This is a genomic window from Erwinia artemisiae, assembly GCF_051400835.1.
In the GTDB taxonomy this organism is placed as follows: Bacteria; Pseudomonadota; Gammaproteobacteria; order Enterobacterales; family Enterobacteriaceae; genus Erwinia; species Erwinia aeris.
The window spans coordinates 173,321-197,234 of sequence record NZ_JBLFFM010000008.1 but is presented as its reverse complement, the minus strand read 5'-3'; the positions used below and the strand labels follow the sequence as shown (position 1 = coordinate 197,234).

Sequence of the window (23,914 nt, the reverse complement as noted above, 5' to 3'; positions counted from 1 at the left end):
CCATGCGAGAGTAGGGAACTGCCAGGCATCAAATTGCGATAACCCCGACCTCACGGTCGGGGTTTTTTGCGTTTGTGCGCCGGGAAAACCCGGATAGCGATCGTAAATACTCAGGCTAACAGAAGGACAGACGTAATCACCCGAGCCAAACGCGTATAAAAGATGCATAAAAGCTCGCCTTGTCCCACTGCTATCATATTTCAGCCCGCCACCAGGCTTGCTATTCAGCTTTTGGCTATTTTAAACGCCACTCAACGCTTTTTTTTGCTGCAAAAATATGCGAAAGTAGAGCCAAAAAAGCTTTTTTCCGTCATTATTTTTTCTGCGTGCGCAGCAGTTTTTTGAGCCTGCTCATCCTGGCGTAAGCGCCATTTCGCAGTAAATCCTTCCACGCTTCCACTCTGAAATCGGGTAAACTACGGGCAGATAAATTTGTTAAGGCCGTCTCATGTCCAGCCAGCAGCACTCTTTACAACCTTTCAATACATTTAATCTTGATGTCTCTGCACAAAATATCGTTATTGCTACCACGGCAGAAGCGTTAAGCGCCGCCTGGCAGGAAAGCCAGCGCCAGCAGCGACCGGCACTGTTAATAGGCGAAGGCAGCAATATCCTGTTTTTAAAGGACTTTAACGGTACCGCCATCGTCAATCGTATCAAAGGCATAACGGTAAAAGAGAGCGCGGAAGCCTGGCATCTGCATGTAGGCGCCGGAGAAAACTGGCATCAGCTGGTTCAGTACACGCTGGAAAACGGGCTGCCAGGGCTGGAAAACATGGCGATGATCCCCGGCTGTACGGGATCGGCACCGATTCAGAATATCGGCGCCTATGGCGTCGAGTTAAAAAACGTCTGCGAGTATGTCGATATTCTGCATCTGTCTGATGGTCAGGTCAGCCGCCTTTCTGCGCAGGACTGCCAGTTCGGCTACCGTGACAGTATCTTCAAACACCAATATCAATGCGGCTACGCCATTATCGCCGTTGGTCTGATCCTGCAAAAGCAGTGGTCACCTGTCATCACCTACGGCGATTTAAGCAGGCTTTCTTCAGCTACGGTCACGCCACAACAGATTTTCGACTCGGTATGTGCGATGCGCAGCAGCAAGCTGCCCAATCCTGCCGAAACGGGCAATGCCGGCAGTTTTTTTAAAAATCCGGTGATCGCTGCGGAACAGGCGGCCGCTATTGCGGCAGACTGGCCGGATATGCCGCGCTATCCGCAGGCTGACGGCAGCGTAAAGCTGGCTGCGGGCTGGCTGATCGATCGCTGCGATCTTAAAGGCTATACGGTAGGTGGCGCGGCGGTTCATCAGCATCAGGCGCTGGTCTTGATCAATAAGGATCGGGCAACCAGTGACGATATTGTGGCGCTGGCGCATGAAGTTCGTCAGCGTGTCGGACAGAAATTCAACGTATGGCTCGAACCCGAAGTGCGCTTTATCGGCGCAGAAGGCGAGCAGGATGCCGTCGGAGTCATTGCATGAAAGATCAAACCGTTCCGTTAAAACTTGTCGCCATTCTGGCCGACGGCGAATTTCATTCCGGCGAACAGCTGGGCGAGCGGCTGGGCATGAGCCGTGCCGCCATTAACAAACATATTCAGACGCTCAAAGAGTGGGGCATTGATGTTTTTACCGTAACCGGTAAGGGCTATAGCCTGTCAGGCCCGATCCAGCTGCTGAATGAAGAAACAATCCTCTCACAGCTGGATCAGGGCGGCCTGGCGGTGATCCCGGTGATCGATTCCACCAATCAGTATTTGCTGGACAGAATGGCTACGCTGCAATCCGGCGATGCCTGCGTGGCGGAATATCAGCAGGCGGGTCGCGGTCGTCGTGGGCGTCAGTGGTTTTCTCCCTTCGGCTCCAACCTTTATCTCTCTATGTACTGGCGGCTGGAGCAAGGCCCGCTGGCTGCGATGGGGTTAAGTCTGGTTATCGGCATTGTGACGGCGGAAGTCTTACAGGCGCTGGGCGCAAGCGATGTCAGGGTAAAATGGCCGAACGATCTTTACCTGAACGATCGTAAACTCGCTGGCATTCTTGTGGAATTAACGGGAAAAGCGGGGGATGCGGCGAATATCGTGATCGGCACAGGCATAAACCTGGCGATGCGCTCGCCGGACGCGAGCGTAGTTAATCAGGCGTGGATTAACCTGGAGGAAGCGGGTGTCACCATAGACAGAAACAAGCTGGCTGCCAGTCTGGTCAATAATATGCGCGGATCCCTTCAGCTTTTTGAGCGTGAAGGCCTGGCGCCTTTTATTGAGCGCTGGAGTAAGCTGGATAATTTCCTGAACCGGCCGGTGAAGCTGCTGATAGGCGACCGCGAGATACCGGGCATCGCCAGAGGCATCGATCAGCAGGGCGGCTTGATCCTGGAGCAGGATGGCATACGCAAATCCTGGGTTGGCGGCGAAATCTCTTTGCGTCCACAGGATAAATAAAAAGGGGCCGTAGCCCCTTATCGTCCTCTCGTGAAAGCGTTAACGGGCTTGCAGGAAAGCCAGCAGATCCTCGTTAAGCTGCTGCTGATGCGTAACGGCGAAGCCATGCGGCGCGCCGTCGTAAATTTTTAGCTGCGCGCCCGTGATGGTTTCGGCGGCCAGCTTGCCGGTTGCCTCAAAAGGCACGACCTGGTCGCTGCTGCCGTGAATAACCAGCGTCGGCACGTCGATCTTCTTCACGTCCGGGCGGAAATCGGTTTCTGAGAAAGCGGTCACGCAGTCGATAGTGCCTTTCAGCGAAGCCAGCAGCGCGATATTCAGCGTCTGCGTTTTTACGCCTTCCGATACCGTCATTCCCTTGTTGAGGCCGTAGAAGGGCGTGGCGAAATCGCTGATAAACTGCGCGCGATCCTTACGTAATCCTGCCTTGATATCGTCAAAAACAGATTTGTCCACGCCTTCCGGATGGTCATCGGTTTTGATAAAAATCGGCGTAACCGCACCCAGCAGCGCCAGGGCGCTAACACGTTCGGTGCCATAGCGGCCAATATAGCGGGTCACGTCGCCGCCGCCCATCGAGAAGCCGACCAGCGTGATATCGTGCAGATCGAGATGTTCGATTAGGTCATTAATATCGGATGCGAAAGTGTCATAGTTATACCCTTCCCATGGCTGATCGGAACGGCCAAAACCACGACGGTCGAAGGCAATAACGCGGTAGCCGCGTTCGGCCAGAAAATTCATCTGGCTGTCCCACATATCGGCATCCAGCGGCCAGCCGTGACTGAACAGAACCGGCTTACCCTTGCCCCAGTCTTTGTAATAAATCTGCGTACCATCCTGCGTCCTGAACGTGCTCATGCGTGTTTCCTCAGCTTATGGTTGGGTTGACTCGTTAACCTTAGCCTCAATTACGCCAGAAAGAGAAAGCAAAATATTTAACAAGCGATGAAATAATGATGGAGATCCGCCTGGCTTAGATAACGCGTAGTCTGACTACTGCTGCTGGCAGTGACGCCCCTGCCATCAAAACCTGTTTTACCCGCTGCTTTGCAAGGAAAAGTAAATTGTGAAGTTCATCCTTTATTATTCAAAAGAGAATAGTTATCGTTATCATGCGCATTTACTAAATCATGATGAATAATCAGGGATATGATTAATGGTTGACACAAAGAGTTTTAAAATCAAGCCGTTGGCGATGGTTATCGCCTGCTTTGCAAGCGGCCCGGCCTGGACGGCTGAAACAGAAGCAGTCAAAGATGACGAGGCGGAAATGGTGGTGACCCGCTCTGCTGAAGAGCAGCTAAAACAGCAGCCGGGCGTTTCTGTCATTACTGCGGAAGATATTGCCAAAGAGCCGCCCGTTAACGATCTTTCCGACATTATCCGCAAGATGCCCGGCGTAAACCTGACCGGCAACAGCGCCACAGGCAGCCGCGGTAACAATCGACAAATCGATATTCGCGGCATGGGGCCGGAAAACACGCTGATCCTGATTGACGGCATACCGACGAGGTCGCGCAATTCTGTGCGCTACAGCTGGCGTGGGGAACGCGATACGCGCGGCGACAGCAACTGGGTGCCGGCAGAGATGGTCGAGCGTATAGAAGTACTGCGCGGGCCAGCGGCGGCGCGCTACGGCTCCGGCGCGGCGGGCGGCGTGATCAATATCATCACCAAACGCCCCACCAACGACTGGCACGGTTCACTGTCGCTGTTTACCAGCCAGCCGGAAAACGACAAGGAAGGCGCCACCAGACGCGCCAACTTCAGCCTGAGCGGCCCGCTGGCGGGCGAAGCGCTGACCGCGCGGCTGTATGGCAATATCAATAAAACCGACGCCGATGCTTACGATATCAATACCGCAGAAAACGGTAGCCACGCGGCGGGTCGGGAAGGGGTACGCAACAAAGATATTAACGCGCAGCTCTCCTGGAAAATGACGCCGACGCAAATTGTCGATTTCGATGTGGGCTACAGCCGCCAGGGCAATATCTATGCGGGCGATACGCAGCACAGCAACGGCAATATCAGCGATCTGGTGCCGACGCTGTACGGCCAGGAAACCAACCGCATGTATCGTCAGACCTATGGCGTTACGCACAATGGCGTCTGGGACTGGGGGCAGTCAAAAGTCGGTTTCTACTACGAGAAAACCAACAATACCCGTCTGCATGAAGGCACGACAGGTCGCGTAGAGGGAATGATCGACAGCGAGACTTATGACACCAGCCGTCTGCAAAATTACCGCACCAGCGGCGAAGCAACTATCCCGCTGGAAAAATGGCTGGAGCAAACGCTGACGCTGGGAGCAGAGTGGAACCGCGAAGTGCTGAACGACCCCGCTTCGATGCGCGCTACCAATGCCAGCGGCGTATCGGGCAGTGGCATCACGGACAACCGCAGCGCTAAAAACAGCGCGGAGATGAGCGCGTTTTATCTGGAAGATAACATTGAGCCGGTCGTCGGCACCAACCTGATCCCCGGTTTACGCGTTGACTATCACAGCAAGTTTGGCGCTAACTACAGCCCCAGCCTCAATGCTTCTCAGGCATTAGGTGAACACTTCAAGCTGAAAGCCGGTATCGCGCGCGTATTTAAAGCGCCTAACCTCTATCAGTCCAGCGAAGGCTATTTGCTAAAAACGCGGGGCAACGGCTGCCCGATCGGGATCGACAGCAAATGTTATTTGATGGGCAACGACGATCTGGATCCGGAAATCAGCATCAATAAAGAGGTTGGTCTGGAGTTTGCTAACGCGGGCTATGCGGCAGGGATTACCTATTTCCGTAACGACTACAAAAATAAAATCGTCTCCGGCACGGATTTTATTGGCATAGCTTCGGATGGTTATCATGTTCTGCGCTGGGAAAACGGCGGCAAGGCGCTGGTGGAAGGACTGGAAGGTAACCTGACTATTCCTTTGATCGAAGAAATGCTGGAATGGCGTACCAATGCGACCTATATGATCACTTCGGAAAATAAAGACACCGGCAATCCGCTGTCGATTATTCCTGAATACACCATTAATACAATGCTGGATTATAAGGTGACCAGCAAGCTTTCTACCAACCTGAACTGGACGTTCTACGGCAAGCAAAAACCTCGTCAATACGCTGAAAGTAATACCGAAAATGGTTCACTTTCCGATAAAGAAGTTGCGCCTTACTCTATCGTGGGCGTTGGCGTGAACTATGCCGTAATAAAGGATGTACAGCTGAAAGCGGGCATCAACAACCTGTTCGACAAGCGTATTTATCGTGAAAACGAAGGGGCTTCGACCTATAACGAGCCTGGCCGCGCCTGGTACGCGGGCGTTACGCTTTCGTTTTAAGCACGGATAAAGCCAGCCCCGGCTGGCTTTTATTTCCCTTCGCCGCTGGTGATTGATCGCGTACGCGGCCGCCACATTCGTTTTTTATTTTGAAATTACCTTTTCCCCTGCAGGTCGTTCCCTGCGTAAATATAAGCGTGCCTATACTCCCTTCAATATCCTCAGAAAAAGGCCCTAATCGCCTTACTACCAACGCAGCGGCAGACTTAACAAGGGGCGTCCACTATGGCCAGGCTAAAAGCATTTATTCGTTCCCATCGCTGGCTAACTTTACTGGCAGGATGCTTCATATTATTGGCCCTGACGCTTATCGTCTGCCGTTTATTTAGCGGCATGGCCGCTGAAAAAGTTTTTCCGGATCTGGCGCAGCCGGAAGAGACGGAAGCGCCTTCCACCTTTACCACCTACCGCGCTTCGCTGGCTACGGAAGCGATTCTGGGCGGCCAGGGCACGGGGCTGAACTGCTCCATCCCGAAACTGATGGAAAAAATTGCTTTCAGTCCTGCGGAAGACGGGTCGGCTATTTCTCTGCGCTTTCGTCAGGCCTGCGTGATGCACGACCTCTGTTACCGCCATGGCTATGCGACCTACGGTTATACCCAGGCGGACTGCGACAGCCAGCTCCAGCAGTCCGCCTATCGTTTATGCCGTCAGATCAACCGGCAGGGAAACTCTCAGGATCCGCTGTCGGCGTACGCGGCTTGCGAACACGAGGCGAAAGAAGTGCTGCTGGGCGTAACGCTGGGCGGAGCAGGCTCTTTTCACAGCAGAAGAAGCTCGACCTGGTTTGAGTACGATCCGCAGCCGGCCAGGGCCGACGATTACATTGTAGGACGTGCCGTACCCGAGGAAACCGTCGGCGATCCGGGGCGGGATTTTGGCGTTCGCACCTTCTACTTTCGGCGCAACACCGTGAAAATGCGCGTGCTGGCGACGCCGCCGGAAAGCAGCCGCGTCAGCGCGCTGCCTTTTCCCGGCGTGCTGGTGGTCACGCCGCCGATAGTAACGGACAGGCCCTCAGGTGAAGATGCCGCGCTGCCGCCGCTGGTTTCCCTGGCTCGTAACTCCTATAGCGATACCAGCGTTCACCTGATCCCGTTTGCCATCGCCCGGCAGGAAACGCCGCAGAAGTCGAGCCATGCGCTGAGCTTTCCCGGCTGTGCTCAGGATGCCTGTTCGCAGGATGCCGACGCCTCAATCAATAAGCTGGCCGTTATTGATAATCAGCCGGTGCTGGTTTCGTTGACCCATCGCGGCGTACTGAGCAGCAACAAAACCACGGTAAAAATCGAGCAGAACGCGTTTATGCCGGGCGATGTCAGAAAGCCCATGACCGATTACGCGCTGAACGGCCCGTCAACCTCCGTCCACAATCAGTATCGCTTCCTGTCACACGATATGCTGTTTGAACGGGACGACGTCGGCCATATCACTCATGCGCTGGTTTTTGCTCGCGGCGTAGGGGTTTCGGCAGACGGCAGGCAGTTTATTCGCGATGACAGCGGGGAAGATTACGCCACGCGCGTGGCGGTAGCGCGGCAGAGGCTGGGCAACGGCCACACGGGAGAGATCCAGCGCTTCTTTTTAAATGCCGCAGAGACGGATGAGCCGCTATCGTCGGTTCGGTTGGGTAAAGCGCAGGGCACGGCGCTGCTGGCGCTGGCGTGGTCGGCAGCCGATCTGCGGCGGGTAGAGAGCGGAAAACCAGCAAACCATCCGCCGCTGGTCAAAATCTGGCGGCTGCCGCTAAACGGCGCCAGGCCGGATCCGGTACCGCAGGCGCTCAGCGTGCCCGTACCCGTGCCTAACGGCTACATCAGCCTGCCGCCGATTATGGCCCGCCTGAGCACGCAGGAGGCGCCGCTGATGATCCTGACCCGCGTCGCGCCGGATCGCTGGCAGAATGAGAATACCCGTCCGACAGCGGTTATAACCGATACGCTGGCGATCGATTTCGTGATGACATCGCTGCTTACCGAAGCCGACGGAAAAAACCGTTTTGCCAACAGCTACCAGCTGCGCTGCGAAATTAGCCTGGATAAGCAGCTTCAGTCCCCGGAGGCCAGCTCGCTAAGGCAGCGTGCTTATCGCATCCGCTATGGGCGCTATAACCCGACGCTGGAGGCGCAAAACCCTGCCTGGCAGCTTAACGTCGTTAAATCCGATCTGGCCCGTCGCTGGCGGATGAGCCAGCCGATTGTTTCGGAACGGCAGCTTGCTGACGGCCCGGTGATGGCGCTGACAATGGTTTTTAACGGGTTTCCGGCCATGTCTTTTCAGGCGTTGTTAAAGGCGGAAAACGGGCAGCTGCGCTATTTGCCTGCGGACACCCTGCCGCGTTTTATCAACAGCTGCTCGTTAAAGGCGCTGGCAAACGGGCAATAAAAAAGGCCAGCGAAGGCCGGCCTTTTTTTATGGGATGCGCCGTTAGCGCATGGTGACAAACTCTTCCGAGCCGGTTGGGTGGATAGCCACGGTATTGTCGAAGTCTTTCTTGGTCGCGCCCATTTTCAGCGCCACCGCGAAGCCCTGCAGCATTTCATCCATGCCGTAGCCAATGCCGTGGATGCCGACGATCTTCTCATCTTTGCCCACGCAAACCAGCTTCATGCGGCACGGCTGGCGGTGCTGCGTTACGGCGGTATACATAGCGGTAAAGGCGGATTTATAGACCTTCACTTCGTCATCGCCATACTGCTCGCGCGCCTGCGGCTCGCTCAGGCCCACGGTGCCGATAGGCGGATGGCTGAAGACCACGGTTGGCACGTTGCTGTAATCCAGATGCTCGTCCGGCTTGTTGTTAAACAGGCGTTCGGAAAGACGACGACCGGCGGCTACGGCTACCGGCGTCAGCTCGACGGCACCGGTGTTGTCGCCCACGGCGTAGATGCCTTTCACGTTGGTGTTCTGATACTTATCAACGTTGATATAGCCTTTCTCGTTCAGCTCAACGCCGGTCACGCTCAGATTCAGGTTGTCGGTAGCGGGTTCACGACCGATGGCCCAGACCAGACAGTCTACGGTCTGCTCTTTGCCGTTTTCCAGCTGCAGCGTCAGGCTGCCGTCGGCGTTTTTAATCACCGCTTTCGGAATCGATTCGGTATGCAGCGTCGGGCCTTCCGCGTTCATCACTTCCACCAGCGTATCCACAATCAGCGGATCGAAGGTACGCAGCGGCGCGTGTTTACGCACGAACAGGTGAGTTTCAGAGCCTAACGCGTTAACCACGCCTGCGATCTCAACGGCGATATAGCCAGCGCCGACCACGGCAGTGCGTTTTGGCAGCGCGTCCAGGTCAAAGAAACCGTCAGAATCGATACCGTATTCCGCACCCGGAATAGACGGATGGACTGGACGGCCGCCGGTCGCGATCAGAATATGATCCGCCGTGATCTTCTCACCGTTCACTTCCACCGTATGGGCGTCGACAAAACGAGCGAACCCTTTGATGACGTCTACGTTATTTTTGCCCAGCACGTTATCGTACGAGGTATGAATACGGTCGATATAGGCGCTACGGTTCTTAACCAGCGTCGCCCAGTCAAAGCTGTTGACGGTGGTATTAAAGCCGTAGTCAGGGCCATACTGATGAATCGCTTCGGCGATCTGTGCCGCGTGCCACATCACTTTTTTTGGCACGCAGCCGACGTTCACGCAGGTGCCGCCAAGGTCTTTCGCCTCGATCAGCGCGCATTTTTGTCCATACATGGCCGCACGATTAATGGAAGCGATGCCGCCGCTGCCGCCGCCGATAGCAAGGTAGTCATAATGTCTGGTCATCGAAAGAGTTCCATAAGGGTCGAATTAATTGGCACTAGTGTAACGCCTGACGGCCAAATGCCGCAAAGTTTGCGTCTATGATTGTGATAGGGCGGGCGCGTCAGAAGCGCGGATAAACGGCATAAAGCGTGACGTAAATCGCTATTTTTGATTTAAAAACCGGCAAAGAGAGACGGAATGGAACTGCTTTTTTTAGGTACCGGCGCGGGGACGCCAAGCCGCCAGCGCAACGTTACCAGCATCGCTTTAAATTTACAGGGCGTACGCAGCGGCAGCTGGCTGTTTGACTGCGGCGAAGGAACGCAGCATCAGATCCTGCGCAGCGCGGTCAAGCCCGGCAAACTGGAAAAGATTTTTATCACTCACCTGCACGGCGATCATATTTTCGGCCTGCCTGGTCTGCTGACCAGCCGCTCGATGAACGGCATCAGCGAGGGGATCACGCTCTACGGGCCGCCAGGCATCAAAACCTTTGTGGAGATGTCCCTCAGCCTGAGCGGCTCGTGGCTGACTTTTCCGCTGGAGATTGTGGAAATCGGCGCCGGAGAGCTTTTCAGCGACGAGCATTTCCGCGTCACGGCCTTTCCGCTGACGCATCCGGTGGAGTGCTACGGCTTTCGCATCGAAGAACATGACAGGCCCGGCACGCTGGACGCGGAACGGCTGCTGGCGGACGGCATCAAGCCCGGACGGCTGTTCCAACAGCTCAAGCTGGGCAAAACGGTCACGATGGAGGATGGGCGCGTAGTGGACGGCAGCCGCTATCTTGGCCCGGCGATTAAAGGGCGGACGCTGGCGATTTTCGGCGACACGGCGCCCACGGCGGCGGCAAGCGCGCTGGCGGCTGAGGCTGACGTCGTGGTGCATGAAGCGACGCTGGAAGCCGCCATGGAGGAGAAAGCCAACGGTCGCGGCCATTCGTCAACGGTGCAGGCGGCCACCATGGCAAAGGACGCGCGGGCGAAAAAGCTGATTATTACCCATCTCAGCTCGCGCTATCTGCGTGAGGATGCGGAACGACTGCTGGCGGAGTGTCGGGCGATTTTTCCGGCTACCGACATGGCGCACGATTTTGCGCTGTTTCCGCTATAGCTAACGCGGTCGGGCAGCGCCCGACCGGCAGGCCGGGCTTATTCCGGCACGATCCAGCTGACTTTGGTATGGCCGGTGCCCGTTGGCACCAGCTGCTTATGCAGCCACGGCAGCACGTTTTTCATCTGCTGCTCCAGCTTCCACGGCGGGTTAATCACGATCATGCCCGATGCGGTCATGCCACGGCGATCGCTGTCCGGCAGTACCGCCAGTTCGATTTGCAGAATGCGGCGAATGCCCGTCGCTTCCAGCTCGGCAAACATACGTTTGATCTGCTGGCGCAGTACCACCGGATACCACAGGGCGAACACGCCGGTGCCGAAGCGCTTGTGGCCTTCCTGAATGCTTTTCACTACCGCCTGGTAATCCGTTTTGATTTCGTAAGGCGGATCGATCAGCACCAGACCGCGACGCGACGGCGGCGGCAGTTTGGATTTCAGCTGCTGGTAGCCGTCCGCTTTTTCCGTCCGCGCGCGCTCGTCTTTCTGAAACTCATTGCGCAGCAGCGGATAGTCGCTGGGATGCAGCTCGGTCAGGTTCAGCTTGTCGTAAGGGCGCAGCAGATGGCGCGCAATCAATGGCGAGCCGGGATAAAAACGCAGCCTGCCGTTAGGATTAAGCGCTTTCACACAGGAAAGGTAGCTTTCCAGCTCTTCCGGCACGTCGTCCTGCTGCCAGATACGGGCAATCCCTTCCAGATACTCTCCGGTCCGTTCGGCATGTTCGCTGCCCAGCTGATAGCGTCCGGCGCCCGCGTGAGTATCGAGATAGAGGTAGGGTTTATCCTTCTCGTTAAGCGCGTTAATGATCAGGCTCTGAACGGTATGTTTGAGAACGTCGGCGTGGTTGCCGGCGTGAAAACTGTGGCGATAACTCAGCATGTCGTGGGATTTGTCCGGTGGGAAAAAAGCAAGTGTGCCGCACGAGCGGCACGATTCCTGCCCAGTATAACCGTCTGGCGGAAAAAATGCGCTATCCGGGCTGATGCAGCCAGAAGGGATAGGTAAAAAACAGCAGCTGCAACAGATTAAAAGCAAAATGCACCAGCGTGGAAACCCAGACGCGTCCGCTCCACAGCCAGGCCAGGCCGTAAATCACGCCGGCCAGCGCGGCAAAAAAGACCAGCATCGGCCCGCCTGGGTAATGTACCAGGCCGAACAGCACGGCCGTAATCAGCAGCGCCCACACGTTGCCGAGCCGCTGGCTCAGGCGCTGCTGCACGTAGCCGCGAAACAGCGCTTCTTCGGCCAGCGAAACAAAAAACAGGTTAGCCAGCATAAAAGCGCCGAGCCAGGCCGGCTGATGCAGCTCCACTTGCAGGCCGCCAGCCAGCGTGGCGATCAGCAGCAGCGTGGGCATAGAGAGCAGCAAAACCAGCCACCACAGCCGGTTAGCGGGCGGCGCGGCCGGACGTTTCAGCAGCGTTGGCAGGCAGCCCAGCAGCACAAAGGGGATCAGCGCCTTGTCAAAGTTGTAATAGAAGGTAAAAGGCGCGCTCTCTGGCCCAACCTGCACGCCGGAAACGATGCGCAAATTATTAAAGCCCGGCACAAGATGCAGCATCAGCGCAACCGCACTCAGCAACAGCAAGGCTTCTCCGACCGCGCCCAAAGCGTTTCGCGCCTGCTGCCTGTAACAAAAAAAGGCGACGGCGCCCATTGCCGCCAGCGCGCCGAGCGCCGGTAGCTGCACGGTATGATTGCTGACGCCCACAATCAGCGAGACAGCCAGCAGGGTCAGCGAAACGCGGCGGTAAAAAGGCAGAAAGAACAACGATGCGGCAAGGCAGTACCACATAAAGACGCTCCCTGTGAGTCAACAGAATAAATTGCGGAAAAAGTATGCTCCCGCTGCGCTTTGCAGGCAATTGCCTTTTTTAAGCCCGCCGGTGCCCCATTGATTTTCGCTACACTTAACCTCATGTTAGCTTAATCGCGCGCGGCAACGCGCCCCATACATCGATAACAAGGACTGCGCTATGACCAATCCGTTGCTGACTTCTTTTACGCTTCCGCCTTTTTCCGCTATTAAGCCAGAACACGTGGTGCCAGCCGTAACGACCGCGCTGGAAGAGTGCCGTGCGGCGGTGGAAAAGGCTGTCGCCCAGGGCGCGCCTTATACCTGGGATAACCTGGTGCAGCCGCTGTCAGAAGCCGACGATCGCCTGAGCCGCCTGTTCTCGCCGGTCAGCCATCTGAACTCGGTCAAAAACAGCCCGGAGCTGCGTCAGGCCTATGAGCAAACGCTGCCGCTGCTGTCGGAATACAGCACCTGGGTGGGTCAGCACGAAGGCCTGTACCAGGCTTACCGCAACCTGAAAGAAAACAGCTTTGACGCGCTGAGCGCGCCGCAGAAAAAAGCGGTAGATAACGCGCTGCGCGATTTCGAACTGTCCGGCATCGGCCTGTCGAAAGAGAAGCAGAAGCGCTACGGTGAAATCGCCGCTCGCCTGTCCGAGCTTGGTTCGACCTACAGCAACAACGTGCTCGACGCCACAATGGGCTGGAGCAAGCTGATTACCGACGAAAGCGAGCTGGCCGGAATGCCGGAAAGCGCGCTGGCCGCGGCCAAAGCGCAGGCGGAAGCCAAAGAGCAGGAAGGCTGGTTGCTGACGCTGGATATTCCAAGCTATCTGCCGGTGATGACCTACTGCGACAACCAGGCGCTGCGCGAAGAGATGTATCGCGCCTACTCCACCCGCGCCTCCGATCAGGGGCCGAACGCCGGGAAGTGGGATAACAGCGAAGTGATGGCGGAAACGCTGGCGCTGCGTCATGAGCTGGCGCAGCTGCTGGGCTTCTCTTCCTATGCCGAAAAATCCCTTGCGACCAAAATGGCCGAGAACCCGGCGCAGGTCACCGACTTCCTGACCGATCTGGCGAAGCGCGCCCGTCCGCAGGCGGAAAAAGAGCTGGAGCAGCTGCGCGCCTTCGCGAAAAAAGAGCACGGGATCGACGAGCTGAACCCATGGGATCTGACCTACTACGGTGAAAAACAGAAGCAGCACCTGTACGCCATCAGCGACGAGCAGCTGCGTCCTTACTTCCCGGAAGAGCGCGCCGTCAACGGCCTGTTCGAAGTCGTTAAGCGTATCTACGGCATTACCGCTAAAGAGCGTAAAGATGTGGATGTTTACCACCCTGACGTGCGCTTCTTCGATTTGTTCGACGAGAGCGGCGAGCTGCGCGGCAGCTTCTATCTGGATCTTTACGCGCGTGAAAACAAACGCGGCGGCGCGTGGATGGACGATTGCGTCGGCCAGATGCGTCGTGCCGACGGCAGCCTGCAAAAACCGGTCGCCTATCTGACCTGTAACTTCAACCGCCCGCTGAACGGCAAGCCGGCGCTCTTTACCCATGATGAAGTCACCACGCTGTTCCACGAGTTTGGTCACGGCCTGCACCACATGCTGACCCGTATCGACACCCCGGGGGTTTCCGGTATCAGCGGCGTGCCGTGGGATGCGGTAGAGCTGCCAAGCCAGTTTATGGAAAACTGGTGCTGGGAGCCGGAGGCGCTGGCCTTTATTTCCGGCCACTATGAAACCGGCGAGCCGCTGCCTCAGGCGCTGCTGGACAAAATGCTGGCGGCGAAAAACTACCAGGCCGCGCTGTTTATCCTGCGCCAGCTGGAGTTCGGCCTGTTCGACTTCCGCCTGCACGCCGAGTTCGATCCGGCGAAGGGCGCGCAGATCCTGGAGATGCTGAAAGAGATTAAAAAGCTGGTGGCCGTGGTGCCAGCCCCGTCATGGGGCCGCTTCCCGCACGCCTTCAGCCATATTTTCGCTGGCGGCTACGCGGCGGGTTACTACAGCTATCTGTGGGCGGACGTGCTGGCGGCGGATGCCTATTCGCGATTTGAAGAAGAGGGCATTTTCAACCGCGAAACGGGCCAGTCTTTCCTGGACAATATCCTGACGCGCGGGGGGGCCGAAGAGCCGATGGCGCTGTTCAAACGCTTCCGTGGCCGCGAGCCGCAGCTGGACGCGATGCTGGCGCACTACGGCATTCAGGAACCTGCTGAGTGAAGATCTGCCTGATTGACGAAACGGGCGCCGGAGACGGCGCCTTATCTGTTTTGGCCGCACGCTGGCAGTTAGAGCACGACGAAGACGCGCCGATGGCGCTGGTGATGACCGACGCCCGTCTGGAGCTGCGCAAACGCGATGAGCCGAAGCTGGGCGGCATTTTTGTGGACTTTGTCGACGGCGCGATGGCGCATCGGCGTCGCTTTGGCGGCGGGCGCGGCGAAGCCGTCGCGAAAGCGGTCGGCGTCAAGGGCAGCTATCTGCCGGTGGTGACTGACGCCACGGCGGGACTGGGACGAGACGCCTTTGTCCTCGCCTCGCTGGGCTGCCGCGTGCAGATGCTGGAAAGGCATCCCGTGGTCGCTGCACTGCTGGACGACGGCCTGCAGCGCGGCTACCGCAACGCGGAAATCGGCGGCTGGTTACGGGAGCGCCTGACGCTGGTGCACGCTTCCAGCCTGGAGGCGCTGGCAGCGATCGGCGAAAAGCCGGACGTGGTTTATCTCGATCCCATGTATCCGCACCGGCAAAAAAGCGCGCTGGTGAAGAAAGAGATGCGCGTGTTTCAGACGCTGGTAGGCGCGGATGACGATGCCGACGGGCTACTGGAACCGGCGCGACGGCTGGCGAAAAAACGCGTGGTGGTCAAGCGGCCCGACTATGCGCCGCCGCTGGCAGGCGTCGCCACGCAGTCCGCCGTGGTCACCAAAAGCCACCGTTTTGATATCTATCCGCCGCTGAACACCGGGCAGTAGCAGGCAGTAAAAAGCCGCTTCCCCTGAACCAGCGGAAGCGGCTTATCGCACGATAAAGAAACCTTAATCCTCTTCTTCATCGCGCAGCGGCACAATCAGCATATCGATATGCACGGTATTAATCAGCTGGCGGGCCGAGGACATCAGCTTGCTCCAGAAATCCTGATGATGGCCGCAAACCACCAGATCCACATCGTAACGTTTGATGGCGTCCACCAGTACCTGACCCAAATCGCCGCTGCCGCTAAGGGTTTCGGAAATCGGGTAGCCAGCGCTGTTTGAAATATCGGAAAGCGCGGAGTGGGTTTCTTCGGAAATCCTTTTTTGCATATCGCCCAGGTTTACGTCGATCAGGCCGGTATAGAGATCGGAGTAATTAACGTCAACGTGGATCAGCGACACTTTGGCGTCGTAAGGGCGGGCCATAGATACCGCTTTTGCCACCAGCAGTTTACTTTCTGGTGAAAGATCCACGGCAATCAGAATGTGTTTGTAAGACATAATGCTACTCCTTCCATTCGGTGCGGCTGCATACATGCAGGCAGTCTGGCATCATAACACATTGAATTAATGCGATGTGGCAGGGTTCCCCGCGCCTGTCGCGACGCGTTTTTTATCTTTACAGTATAGCGAAAAATGTTAACAAATCCCGGTCAGCGCCTCACCTTTGCGAGCGGGATCAAAATGAATCTGCGCCTCTTTTTATCTCCAGACTCGCGCATGCTGGAAAAAATTTCCTTCCATCTCCTAAACTGAAGAAGAGAATAAAAACGCTGGACGGCAACGTTGCCGTTACCATAGCCCGGTCCTGGGGTTGGCTACACTCTGTTTAAGCATCATGACGGCGGCTGGCAGAGTATCGTCGTGGAGGGGAGCATGATTAGCACGATTGCACTTTTTTGGGCTCTTTGCGTGGTTTGTCTGGTAAATATGGCGCGTTACTTTTCTTCCCTGCGCGCGCTGCTGGTGGTGCTTCGCGGCTGCGATCCTTTGCTTTATCAGTACGTTGACGGCGCGGGCTTTTTTACCTCTCACGGCCAGCCCGGCAAACAGGTGCGGCTGGTACGCTATATCTGGATGCAGCGCTACCGCGACCATCACGACGAAGAATTTATTCGCCGCTGTGAACGGGTACGCGGCCAGTTTCTGCTGACCAGCGCGCTGTGCGGACTGGTTTTTATCAGCCTGATCGGCCTGCTTATCTGGCATTGAGGCATAAAAAAAGGCGGGGAAATTTCCCCGCCCTGAGCTTACTTCATGCTGGATTACGGCACCAGCTTCAGCGCCAGCCAGTAAAGGCTACCCGACAGCACGATGGATACCGGCAGGGTAAAGACCCAGGCCAGCAGAATGTTTTTAATCGTGCGGCCCTGCACGCCGCCGCCGTCTACCAGCATGGTGCCAGCAACGGAAGAGGAGAGCACGTGGGTCGTTGAAACAGGCATCCCGGTGTAGCTGGCCACGCCGATAGAAACCGCCGCAGTCATCTGTGCGGACATCCCCTGAGCGTAGGTCATGCCTTTCTTACCGATCTTCTCGCCGATAGTGGTGGCGACGCGGCGCCAGCCCACCATGGTGCCCAGCGACAGCGCCAGGGCAACGGCGATAATGATCCAGACTGGTGCGTATTCCACGGTATTCAGCATGTCGCCTTTCAGCTTGCCGAGGAAACGCTGATCTTCAGCAGAAACGCTTTTCAGCTTGGCCGTTTTATCGGCGGTATCCGAGATACACATCAACAGGCGACGCAGCTGGCCACGCTGCTCGACGTTTAACGCGTCGTAGCTTTGCAGGTTATTCAGCAGGCTCTGGGTGCGCTCGATAGCAGGCATCACGCGCGAAACATCGCAGTGAAACTCTTTCGGGCTACCCGGATTCTCTTCCGGCGTCGGCAGCGCAGGCGGCGCCATCTGCACCATCTGCGTCAGCGAATCGCCGTGCTGCCGGTAATACTGCTCCAGATGATTGACCGCATCGCGCGTGCGCGTGATGTCATAGCCGGAGGCGTTCATATTGACGACAAAGCCCGCAGGCGCCACGCCAATCAGCACCAGCATAATCAGGCCAATGCCTTTCTGACCGTCGTTAGCGCCGTGAGAGTAACTCACGCCGATAGCCGAGACGATCAGGGCGATACGGGTCCAGAACGGCGGCTTTTTCTTGCCGTCGATCTTTTCGCGTTCCGCAGGCGTCATATGAATACGGCGGCGCTTTTTATTGCCGCTCCAGCAGCGGCGCAGAATAAACACCATGCCGCCAGCCAGCACCAGGCCGACAATCGGAGAGATAACCAGCGACAGGAAAATGCCGATCATTTTTGGGATGTTCAGCGCATCAACGACCGACGTGCCGGTCAGCAGTGCGTTGGTCAGGCCAATGCCGATAATGGCCCCGATGAGGGTATGGGAGCTGGAAGCAGGCAGGCCGAAATACCAGGTGCCGAGATTCCAGATGATAGCGGCCAGCAGCATGGAAAAGACCATGGCCAGACCGTGAGCCGACCCGACGTTAAGCAGCAGATCGGTGGGTAGCAGATGAACGATGGCATAAGCAACGCTTAGCCCGCCCAGCAGTACGCCAAAGAAGTTAAATACGCCGGCCATGACCACCGCCAGTTGCGATCGCATTGCTCGGGTATAGATAACGGTAGCCACCGCGTTTGCCGTGTCGTGAAAGCCGTTAATGGCTTCGTAGAACAAAACAAAGAGCAGGGCAAGGACGAGTAACAGGCCGGTATGGTAATCAAGACCAGCAAACAGATGTAGCATAAGCGTTACGCCATTTTGGAGGACATGAACGCGGCGCATTATCAGCGAGAAACCGCGCCTGGGGAAAGTGAAATATAGACTTTTTTTGACATTAATGCGTCAGGCGGAGTAAATAGCGGCCCTGAAGCGTATGAAAATCATTCAGTTATAAACGCGGTCGCGCATGACGCTTTTGTGACGCTGGCGGGAAGCGCGCCTTGTCATTACAATCAGCGTTTTTTAAGCAGCAGGCCGGAGAGCAGTGTGGAAAAATTTGACGTTATCATTATCGGTGCGGGTGCGGCTGGCCTGTTTTGCGCCGCCCAGGCAGGGCAGCGAGGCAAGCGCGTGCTGGTGCTGGATAACGGCAAAAAAGCGGGACGCAAAATCCTGATGTCGGGCGGCGGCCGCTGTAATTTCACCAACCTTTATACCGAGCCTGCGGCCTATCTGTCGCATAATCCCCATTTTTGTAAATCTGCGCTGGCGCGTTATACGCAGTGGGATTTTATCGACCTGGTTAATCGGCACGGCATTCAGTGGCATGAAAAAACGCTGGGCCAGCTCTTTTGTGACGACTCCGCTCAGCAAATCGTGGATCTGTTGTTGAAAGAGTGTGAAACCGGCCAGGTGACGCTGCGGCTGCGCAGCGAAGTGCTGAAGGTCACGCGCGACAACGGCTATACGCTGGAGCTGAACGGCAGCGTAGTGCAGGCCGACAGGCTGGTTATCGCTTCCGGCGGGCTTTCCATGCCCGGCCTGGGCGCTTCGCCTTTCGGCTATAAAATTGCCGAACAGTTCGGCCTGAAGGTATTTCCCACGCGGGCGGGACTGGTTCCGTTTACGCTACACAAACCGCTGCTTGAGCAGCTGCAAACGCTTTCCGGCGTCGCCGTGCCTGCCGTAATGACGGCGGAAGACGGCACCGTGTTCAAAGAGGCGCTGCTGTTTACCCATCGCGGGCTTTCCGGCCCGGCGGTGCTCCAGCTTTCCAGCTACTGGCAGCCTGGCGAATTCGTCACCATCAACCTCTCGCCGGAAAGCGATCTCAATGCTTTACTCAGCGAAGAGCGCGAAATCCATCCGAATCAAAGCCTGAAAAATACATTGGCTAAAGTACTGCCTCGCCGGCTGGTGGAATGCCTGCAGCTATTGGGCATGGTGCCGGAATGTACCCTGAAACAGCTGAACGGCCGACAGCAGGCAGAGCTGGCAGAAACGCTGCACGGCTGGCGCGTGCAGCCCAACGGTACGGAAGGTTACCGCACTGCCGAAGTGACGCTGGGCGGCGTCGATACCGACGCGCTCTCGTCAAAAACGATGGAGGCGCGGGACGTGCCGGGCCTCTATTTTATTGGGGAAGTGGTGGATGTTACCGGCTGGCTTGGCGGCTACAATTTCCAGTGGGCCTGGAGTTCCGCCTGGGCATGCGCGCAGGCGTTGTAAATGACCTCCCGGCCAGTCTCTGTTACTCAGGCCGGGCGGCTGTTGCCACAAGCAGCGCAGCCTGATTAACGGACATAGTCGGCCAGAGGGATAGCGGCGCGCGGCTGGCAGCCCCTTTATTCGGCTTAATATCACGCTTACCGCCTGGAAAAAGGGTGATAAATTTTAAAAAATGTAAAACAGCAGGACTGGCTATTTCCCTTTTTACTTTCCTGCTGTCTTCTTTTAAATAACAACACTGTGTTATCAGGTAATGTAATTTTTTCGGGAAAGGCATGCCTTAAACAGGCCTGGTCTGCGATACCATAAATAAAATAACGTTGCCGCTCACGCGGCTATATTAAGTCCGTCATTAAGATGCTTACTGGAGTTTTCACTCCATAACAAGCATGCCTTTTTAGGTTAATTTCCATTGTTTCCTGTTGCAGTATTGAGTAACACTTCTGATTATATAAAATATTTTTTAAAAAAAAGCCTTCTTGCTGTTAATAGGATCAACTAATATAACCCCATGGATGACCGGATCTGCTGGCATTATGGCGCAGGAAGCATTGCTATATTTCCATTTTTACTGTCAGCCTTTTTATATAAACCCTCTCCGGCAGACAGCGCCCTCCCTCAGATACGGTAGATGTATTTATAGTTATTATGGATATTAACGAAAGGAAGCATTATGGCTATGATATTAAGGCCTTTTATCCCCGGTATTATGCTGTCTTTACCGCTTTACGCTGCGGCGGCTTCGCCGTGGGTCGTCACCGATGGATCCACGCTACAGGTCACTGCCGGTTATTCCTCTGTTGAAAAAGGCGATGTTCCCCTGGTGGTGTCGGGCGCGGGCAGCCAGCTTACTACCGACAGCGGCCTGACTTTTACTACTTCGCACGCCGGGACGAGAGGGGCCAGGGTAACCGAACAGGGCAGCCTGAATCTGAATGGCGTGACGTTATCAACCAGCGAAGAAAACTCCACGGCGATCTATGCTGATTCTGGCACGCTGACCATCACCGACAGCACGATCGCTACACTGGGCAGTCAAAGCCGCGGGGTCCGGGCCAAAAACAGTGATGTTACTATTATTAATTCTACGCTTACGACTAACACAATTGACGGCGCTATCGAAGTATCGGGCGGGGTGCTGAAAGCTGATGGACTAACTATTACTAGTCCTGTTGCCGGCATTGAAGTCTATGCACATGAAGGCGTGTATGGCAACGCCACGCTAAATAATATCCATTTCACGCTGACCGGTGACAAAGCCATTCAGGCTATTTTTGCGCGCAGAGGCCATGTTACCGGCACCAATATCACTATCGATACCGCTTCTGAATACTTTTCGGCTATTGAGATCGGCAACGGTACAAACAGCACGTTGATCTTAAACGACAGCACTATCAATGCGGCCTATGTCGGCATCCGTACATTGGGCGGTCATGCAACCCTAAATAACGTTGATATCACGACAACAGTGAATGATAACAATCATGCGCATAACGCCCTTGAAATAAGCGGGCAGGGCGATAGCGCTACCATTAACGGCGGCACGTTTCAAACCTCTAAGGTCAAGTCCCACGGCATTTATATGCCGCTCAGCAGCACTATACTGGACGCCACCGGCGTTAATATCCTCACCCACGGCGGCAGTTCCCATGGGATTATGGCGGGTGGCAAAGTTAATCTGACTGACGCTACGCTACTTACCTCAGGTAGTGGGAGCTACGGTCTTTATGCCACGGTAAGCTATTCCTATGCAGGAAACGTCACGGGCGACGGGATAACGGTTAATACCTCTGGCGAACAGGGCTACGGCGTGAGGGCTGCCCAGGGAGCCATAATAGACCTTAACAACAGCAACATAACGACAAGTAACGCCCAGGCGTATGGCGCAGTCGCCTCTGACGCTGGCGTATTGACGCTGACTAATAGCGCTATCACTACGGCCGGCGAGTTTTCAGTTGGCACCTATCTTACCCGCTCCGGCAAATTAACGTTGCACGACACGCAAATAAATACTTCTGGCGACAGTGCTTATGGCATCCTGGCTATGACAAACAGCACCGCAACGCTGGTCAATCCAGCCATTACCACCAGTGGTAAAGAGGCGCATGGCGTTGCCGCTACCGCCAGCAGCGTGGTTACTATTACCGGCGGCGAAATTGTCACTACCGGCGAAGGCACCGGGGGCATCTATGCCGGAAGTGCGGCAACCGTTACCGCCGCTAACGTCGCCGTTACCGCTTCCGGGAACAACGCGTTTGGTTTAATTGCCAACCTTGGCAATATAGAAATGACCGACAGCACCATCGCCAATACGGGAACGGCTACAGCATCAAAAGGACCGCAGGCGGCCGGGCTGTACGCGAACATCTATTCCGATACCCTGAGCAGCGCAGTCACGCTGAATAACACAACGCTGCGTAGCGAAGCGGGAAGCGGCGTGCTGGTTAAAGGCTCCGCGCTGGATCTGACGCTCAGCAACGGTAGCCTTGTCTATGGCGGCAACGGTACGGCGCTCAGCGCTGGCGCAAACGTTAATGACAAAGGCGAGGTTTTTCTTTCGACGGTGAACGTGACGGCGAACGGCGCTTCGCAGCTGCTGGGCGATGTTATCGTCAGCGACGATAGCCTCGTTAACCTGACGCTGAACGACGGCTCCACGCTGAGCGGGGCGACGCAAAACGTTAATCAGCTAATCCTCAACAGCGCCAGCAGCTGGCTGGTAACGGCCGATTCCAACCTGAACACGCTGACGATGGACGGCGGCTCGGTGGTGTTCAACAACGCTTCGGGCTTCAGCTCGCTCGCCGTGAAAGGCGATCTGGCCGGCTCCGGTTCGTTTGCGTTTAATACCCAATTGGGCGGCGACGATTCACCCAGCGACAGGCTGCTGGTAAACGGCAACGCTTCGGGCAGCTATGATGTCAGCGTCAACAACAAAGGCGGCACGGGCGCGCTGACCCACAGCGGTATTCTGCTGGTGCGCGTGGAAGGCGATGCCGATGCCGCGACCTTTGATCAGAAAAACGCCGTGGTGGCCGGTAATTATCAGTACTTCCTGAATAAAATCGGTGACAAGGACTGGTACCTGCAATCTTCGCTGACGCCCGTTCCGCCACCGGATGACGCCGCAGAGATCGATGAGGATCCCATTATTCCTGATGTGCCGGATACGGATGAGGTTGTTGAACCGGATACGGATAAGAGCGACGAAACAGGTAATGACGCGGCGGCGCCAGAGCCGGAAGTTATTGCTTACCGCCCGGAAACAGCAGGTTACCTTATCGCGCCTTATCTGAATTCGACCTACGGATTTGACACCATCGGTACCTGGCACGAACGCCTCGGCGCTTACCAGGGCGGCACGGCCTGGGCGCGAGTCTCAGGCCGTCACGACAGGTATGCAGCCGGACGCTTTGCTTTCAACGTGAATACCACTTTCGTCCAGCTGGGCGGCGATGTCGTCACGCGTCAGTTTGCCGACGGCTGGCATCTGACGGCTGGCCCGATGATGACGCTTGGCCATCAGCGCAGTAACAACAAAGACACCGCGCGCAGCCTGAGGTCGGAACTCTCCGTTGACGTGGGTAAAGTGACCACCAACGCTTACGGCATCGGCGGCTATCTGACGGCATGGAACGACAGCGGCGCTTATCTGGATAACGTTGTGCAGCTTACGCGCTACAGCAACGAGTTCTCCAGCCTGACCCGCGCCAAAATGGACAGCTACGGCGTCGTCGCCTCGGTGGAAACCGGTATCCCGCTGACTTTAGGCGACCGGTTCAGGCTGGAACCCCAGCTACAGGCGATGGGCCAGTACATGAACATCAGCCAGACCTATTCCAGCGGCGTTAAGCTGAAGGATCAGAACCTGATGGTCGCCCGGCTGCGCGAAGGTCTGCGGTTCTATTACGATAATCCCGTATTGAAGCCTTACCTACAGGCAGACGTGGTGCAGTTTCTGGGCCACACGCCGGGCGTTGATATGAATAACGAAACAATGCGGCCGGACGTACGTCGTGGCTACTGGCAGGCGGGCGCCGGTGTCAGCAGCCAGCTGAATCCGCACTTCAGCGTGTATGCTCAGGTAAAATATGCCCACAGCTTTGGGCCGGGTACGGAAGGCTATACCGGCAACATGGGGATACGTTACAAGTTCTGACCGCTTCAGCGGTTGCTGAAAGGGCCTGCGGGCCCTTTTTTGTTGCGCCAGACGGCTTTTTGAAATTGCTAACGGTAATGAAAATTATTATCATCCGCAGCAATTATAACTCTACCTGCGCGCTTA

17 protein-coding genes are annotated in these 23,914 nt (G+C 56.2%); 10 read left to right on the top strand and 7 right to left on the bottom strand.

The window, feature by feature from the left end; all coding sequences use genetic code 11:
* Positions 1 to 448 precede the first annotated feature (448 nt).
* Complete coding sequence (gene murB, locus ACMGEE_RS17430; protein ID WP_301253351.1) at positions 449 to 1,486, top strand: UDP-N-acetylmuramate dehydrogenase; 1,038 nt, start codon at positions 449 to 451, stop codon at positions 1,484 to 1,486.
* Positions 1,483 to 2,448, top strand: coding sequence for a bifunctional biotin--[acetyl-CoA-carboxylase] ligase/biotin operon repressor BirA (birA, locus tag ACMGEE_RS17425; RefSeq protein ID WP_253457326.1), 966 nt, complete (start codon positions 1,483 to 1,485; stop codon positions 2,446 to 2,448). The genes murB and birA overlap by 4 nt, the downstream gene beginning before the upstream one ends.
* A gap of 39 nt (positions 2,449 to 2,487) precedes the next feature.
* Here the strand turns inward: birA and ACMGEE_RS17420 are convergent, their stop codons facing one another.
* Positions 2,488 to 3,309, bottom strand: coding sequence for an alpha/beta fold hydrolase (locus tag ACMGEE_RS17420; RefSeq protein ID WP_301253350.1), 822 nt, complete (start codon positions 3,307 to 3,309; stop codon positions 2,488 to 2,490).
* Positions 3,310 to 3,607: 298 nt separating this feature from the next.
* Between ACMGEE_RS17420 and ACMGEE_RS17415 the strand changes: the two genes are divergently transcribed.
* Both ACMGEE_RS17415 and ACMGEE_RS17410 read left to right on the top strand, forming a co-directional pair.
* On the top strand, positions 3,608 to 5,782 hold the full coding sequence (locus tag ACMGEE_RS17415; protein WP_301289648.1) for a TonB-dependent siderophore receptor: 2,175 nt from the start codon (positions 3,608 to 3,610) through the stop codon (positions 5,780 to 5,782).
* 294 nt (positions 5,783 to 6,076) lie between these two features.
* On the top strand, positions 6,077 to 8,167 hold the full coding sequence (locus ACMGEE_RS17410) for a hypothetical protein (RefSeq protein WP_370734969.1): 2,091 nt from the start codon (positions 6,077 to 6,079) through the stop codon (positions 8,165 to 8,167).
* 42 nt (positions 8,168 to 8,209) lie between these two features.
* Here the strand turns inward: ACMGEE_RS17410 and gorA are convergent, their stop codons facing one another.
* Entirely contained in the window at positions 8,210 to 9,562 is a 1,353-nt protein-coding gene (gorA, locus tag ACMGEE_RS17405; RefSeq protein WP_301253347.1) for a glutathione-disulfide reductase, read from the bottom strand.
* 177 nt (positions 9,563 to 9,739) lie between these two features.
* On the opposite strand from gorA, the gene rnz reads away from it, so the two are divergent.
* Positions 9,740 to 10,654, top strand: coding sequence for a ribonuclease Z (gene rnz, locus ACMGEE_RS17400; RefSeq protein ID WP_253457337.1), 915 nt, complete (start codon positions 9,740 to 9,742; stop codon positions 10,652 to 10,654).
* 38 nt (positions 10,655 to 10,692) lie between these two features.
* On the opposite strand, the gene ACMGEE_RS17395 is transcribed toward rnz, so the two are convergent.
* Both ACMGEE_RS17395 and ACMGEE_RS17390 read right to left on the bottom strand, forming a co-directional pair.
* Entirely contained in the window at positions 10,693 to 11,535 is an 843-nt protein-coding gene (locus ACMGEE_RS17395) for a 23S rRNA (adenine(2030)-N(6))-methyltransferase RlmJ (RefSeq protein ID WP_253457340.1), read from the bottom strand.
* Positions 11,536 to 11,626: 91 nt separating this feature from the next.
* Positions 11,627 to 12,451, bottom strand: a complete 825-nt coding sequence (locus ACMGEE_RS17390) for a CPBP family intramembrane glutamic endopeptidase (RefSeq protein WP_370734968.1) — start codon at positions 12,449 to 12,451, stop codon at positions 11,627 to 11,629.
* A gap of 181 nt (positions 12,452 to 12,632) precedes the next feature.
* Here ACMGEE_RS17390 and prlC point away from each other — a divergent pair, with 181 nt between their 5' ends.
* Together prlC and rsmJ are read left to right on the top strand one after the other, a co-directional pair.
* Positions 12,633 to 14,681 (top strand): oligopeptidase A, encoded by a 2,049-nt coding sequence (prlC, locus tag ACMGEE_RS17385; protein ID WP_436830391.1) that lies wholly within the window; start codon positions 12,633 to 12,635, stop codon positions 14,679 to 14,681.
* Complete coding sequence (gene rsmJ, locus ACMGEE_RS17380; RefSeq protein ID WP_253457348.1) at positions 14,678 to 15,436, top strand: 16S rRNA (guanine(1516)-N(2))-methyltransferase RsmJ; 759 nt, start codon at positions 14,678 to 14,680, stop codon at positions 15,434 to 15,436. Before prlC ends, rsmJ begins: the two co-directional genes overlap by 4 nt.
* Before the next feature lie 63 nt (positions 15,437 to 15,499).
* On the opposite strand, the gene uspA is transcribed toward rsmJ, so the two are convergent.
* On the bottom strand, positions 15,500 to 15,937 hold the full coding sequence (gene uspA / locus ACMGEE_RS17375; protein ID WP_125289982.1) for a universal stress protein UspA: 438 nt from the start codon (positions 15,935 to 15,937) through the stop codon (positions 15,500 to 15,502).
* A 375-nt stretch (positions 15,938 to 16,312) separates the two neighbouring features.
* Between uspA and uspB the strand changes: the two genes are divergently transcribed.
* A complete protein-coding gene (uspB, locus tag ACMGEE_RS17370) occupies positions 16,313 to 16,648 on the top strand; it encodes a universal stress protein UspB (protein WP_125289981.1) in 336 nt (111 codons plus the stop codon).
* A 53-nt stretch (positions 16,649 to 16,701) separates the two neighbouring features.
* Here the strand turns inward: uspB and pitA are convergent, their stop codons facing one another.
* Positions 16,702 to 18,204 (bottom strand): inorganic phosphate transporter PitA, encoded by a 1,503-nt coding sequence (pitA, locus tag ACMGEE_RS17365; protein ID WP_253457351.1) that lies wholly within the window; start codon positions 18,202 to 18,204, stop codon positions 16,702 to 16,704.
* A gap of 243 nt (positions 18,205 to 18,447) precedes the next feature.
* Between pitA and ACMGEE_RS17360 the strand changes: the two genes are divergently transcribed.
* Positions 18,448 to 19,629 (top strand): BaiN/RdsA family NAD(P)/FAD-dependent oxidoreductase, encoded by a 1,182-nt coding sequence (locus ACMGEE_RS17360; RefSeq protein WP_253457354.1) that lies wholly within the window; start codon positions 18,448 to 18,450, stop codon positions 19,627 to 19,629.
* Between the two features lie 22 nt (positions 19,630 to 19,651).
* Here the strand turns inward: ACMGEE_RS17360 and ACMGEE_RS17355 are convergent, their stop codons facing one another.
* The gene (locus ACMGEE_RS17355) at positions 19,652 to 19,906 is read right to left on the bottom strand and encodes a hypothetical protein (RefSeq protein WP_301730949.1); all 255 of its coding nucleotides are present in this window, start codon (positions 19,904 to 19,906) and stop codon (positions 19,652 to 19,654) included.
* A gap of 396 nt (positions 19,907 to 20,302) precedes the next feature.
* On the opposite strand from ACMGEE_RS17355, the gene ACMGEE_RS17350 reads away from it, so the two are divergent.
* A complete protein-coding gene (locus tag ACMGEE_RS17350; protein ID WP_436830390.1) occupies positions 20,303 to 23,788 on the top strand; it encodes an autotransporter outer membrane beta-barrel domain-containing protein in 3,486 nt (1,161 codons plus the stop codon).
* Positions 23,789 to 23,914: the final 126 nt, after the last annotated feature.

Excerpts from the sequence above, each read along its gene's own strand:
- murB (WP_301253351.1), top strand. The coding sequence starts at position 449 with ATGTCCAGCCAGCAGCACTCTTTACAACCTTTCAATACATTTAATCTT.
- birA (WP_253457326.1), top strand. The coding sequence starts at position 1,483 with ATGAAAGATCAAACCGTTCCGTTAAAACTTGTCGCCATTCTGGCCGAC.
- ACMGEE_RS17420 (WP_301253350.1), bottom strand. The coding sequence starts at position 3,309 with ATGAGCACGTTCAGGACGCAGGATGGTACGCAGATTTATTACAAAGAC.
- ACMGEE_RS17415 (WP_301289648.1), top strand. The coding sequence starts at position 3,608 with ATGGTTGACACAAAGAGTTTTAAAATCAAGCCGTTGGCGATGGTTATC.
- gorA (WP_301253347.1), bottom strand. The coding sequence starts at position 9,562 with ATGACCAGACATTATGACTACCTTGCTATCGGCGGCGGCAGCGGCGGC.
- rnz (WP_253457337.1), top strand. The coding sequence starts at position 9,740 with ATGGAACTGCTTTTTTTAGGTACCGGCGCGGGGACGCCAAGCCGCCAG.
- ACMGEE_RS17395 (WP_253457340.1), bottom strand. The coding sequence starts at position 11,535 with ATGCTGAGTTATCGCCACAGTTTTCACGCCGGCAACCACGCCGACGTT.
- ACMGEE_RS17390 (WP_370734968.1), bottom strand. The coding sequence starts at position 12,451 with ATGTGGTACTGCCTTGCCGCATCGTTGTTCTTTCTGCCTTTTTACCGC.
- prlC (WP_436830391.1), top strand. The coding sequence starts at position 12,633 with ATGACCAATCCGTTGCTGACTTCTTTTACGCTTCCGCCTTTTTCCGCT.
- uspA (WP_125289982.1), bottom strand. The coding sequence starts at position 15,937 with ATGTCTTACAAACACATTCTGATTGCCGTGGATCTTTCACCAGAAAGT.
- uspB (WP_125289981.1), top strand. The coding sequence starts at position 16,313 with ATGATTAGCACGATTGCACTTTTTTGGGCTCTTTGCGTGGTTTGTCTG.
- pitA (WP_253457351.1), bottom strand. The coding sequence starts at position 18,204 with ATGCTACATCTGTTTGCTGGTCTTGATTACCATACCGGCCTGTTACTC.
- ACMGEE_RS17355 (WP_301730949.1), bottom strand. The coding sequence starts at position 19,906 with ATGCCTTTCCCGAAAAAATTACATTACCTGATAACACAGTGTTGTTAT.
- ACMGEE_RS17350 (WP_436830390.1), top strand. The coding sequence starts at position 20,303 with ATGGCTATGATATTAAGGCCTTTTATCCCCGGTATTATGCTGTCTTTA.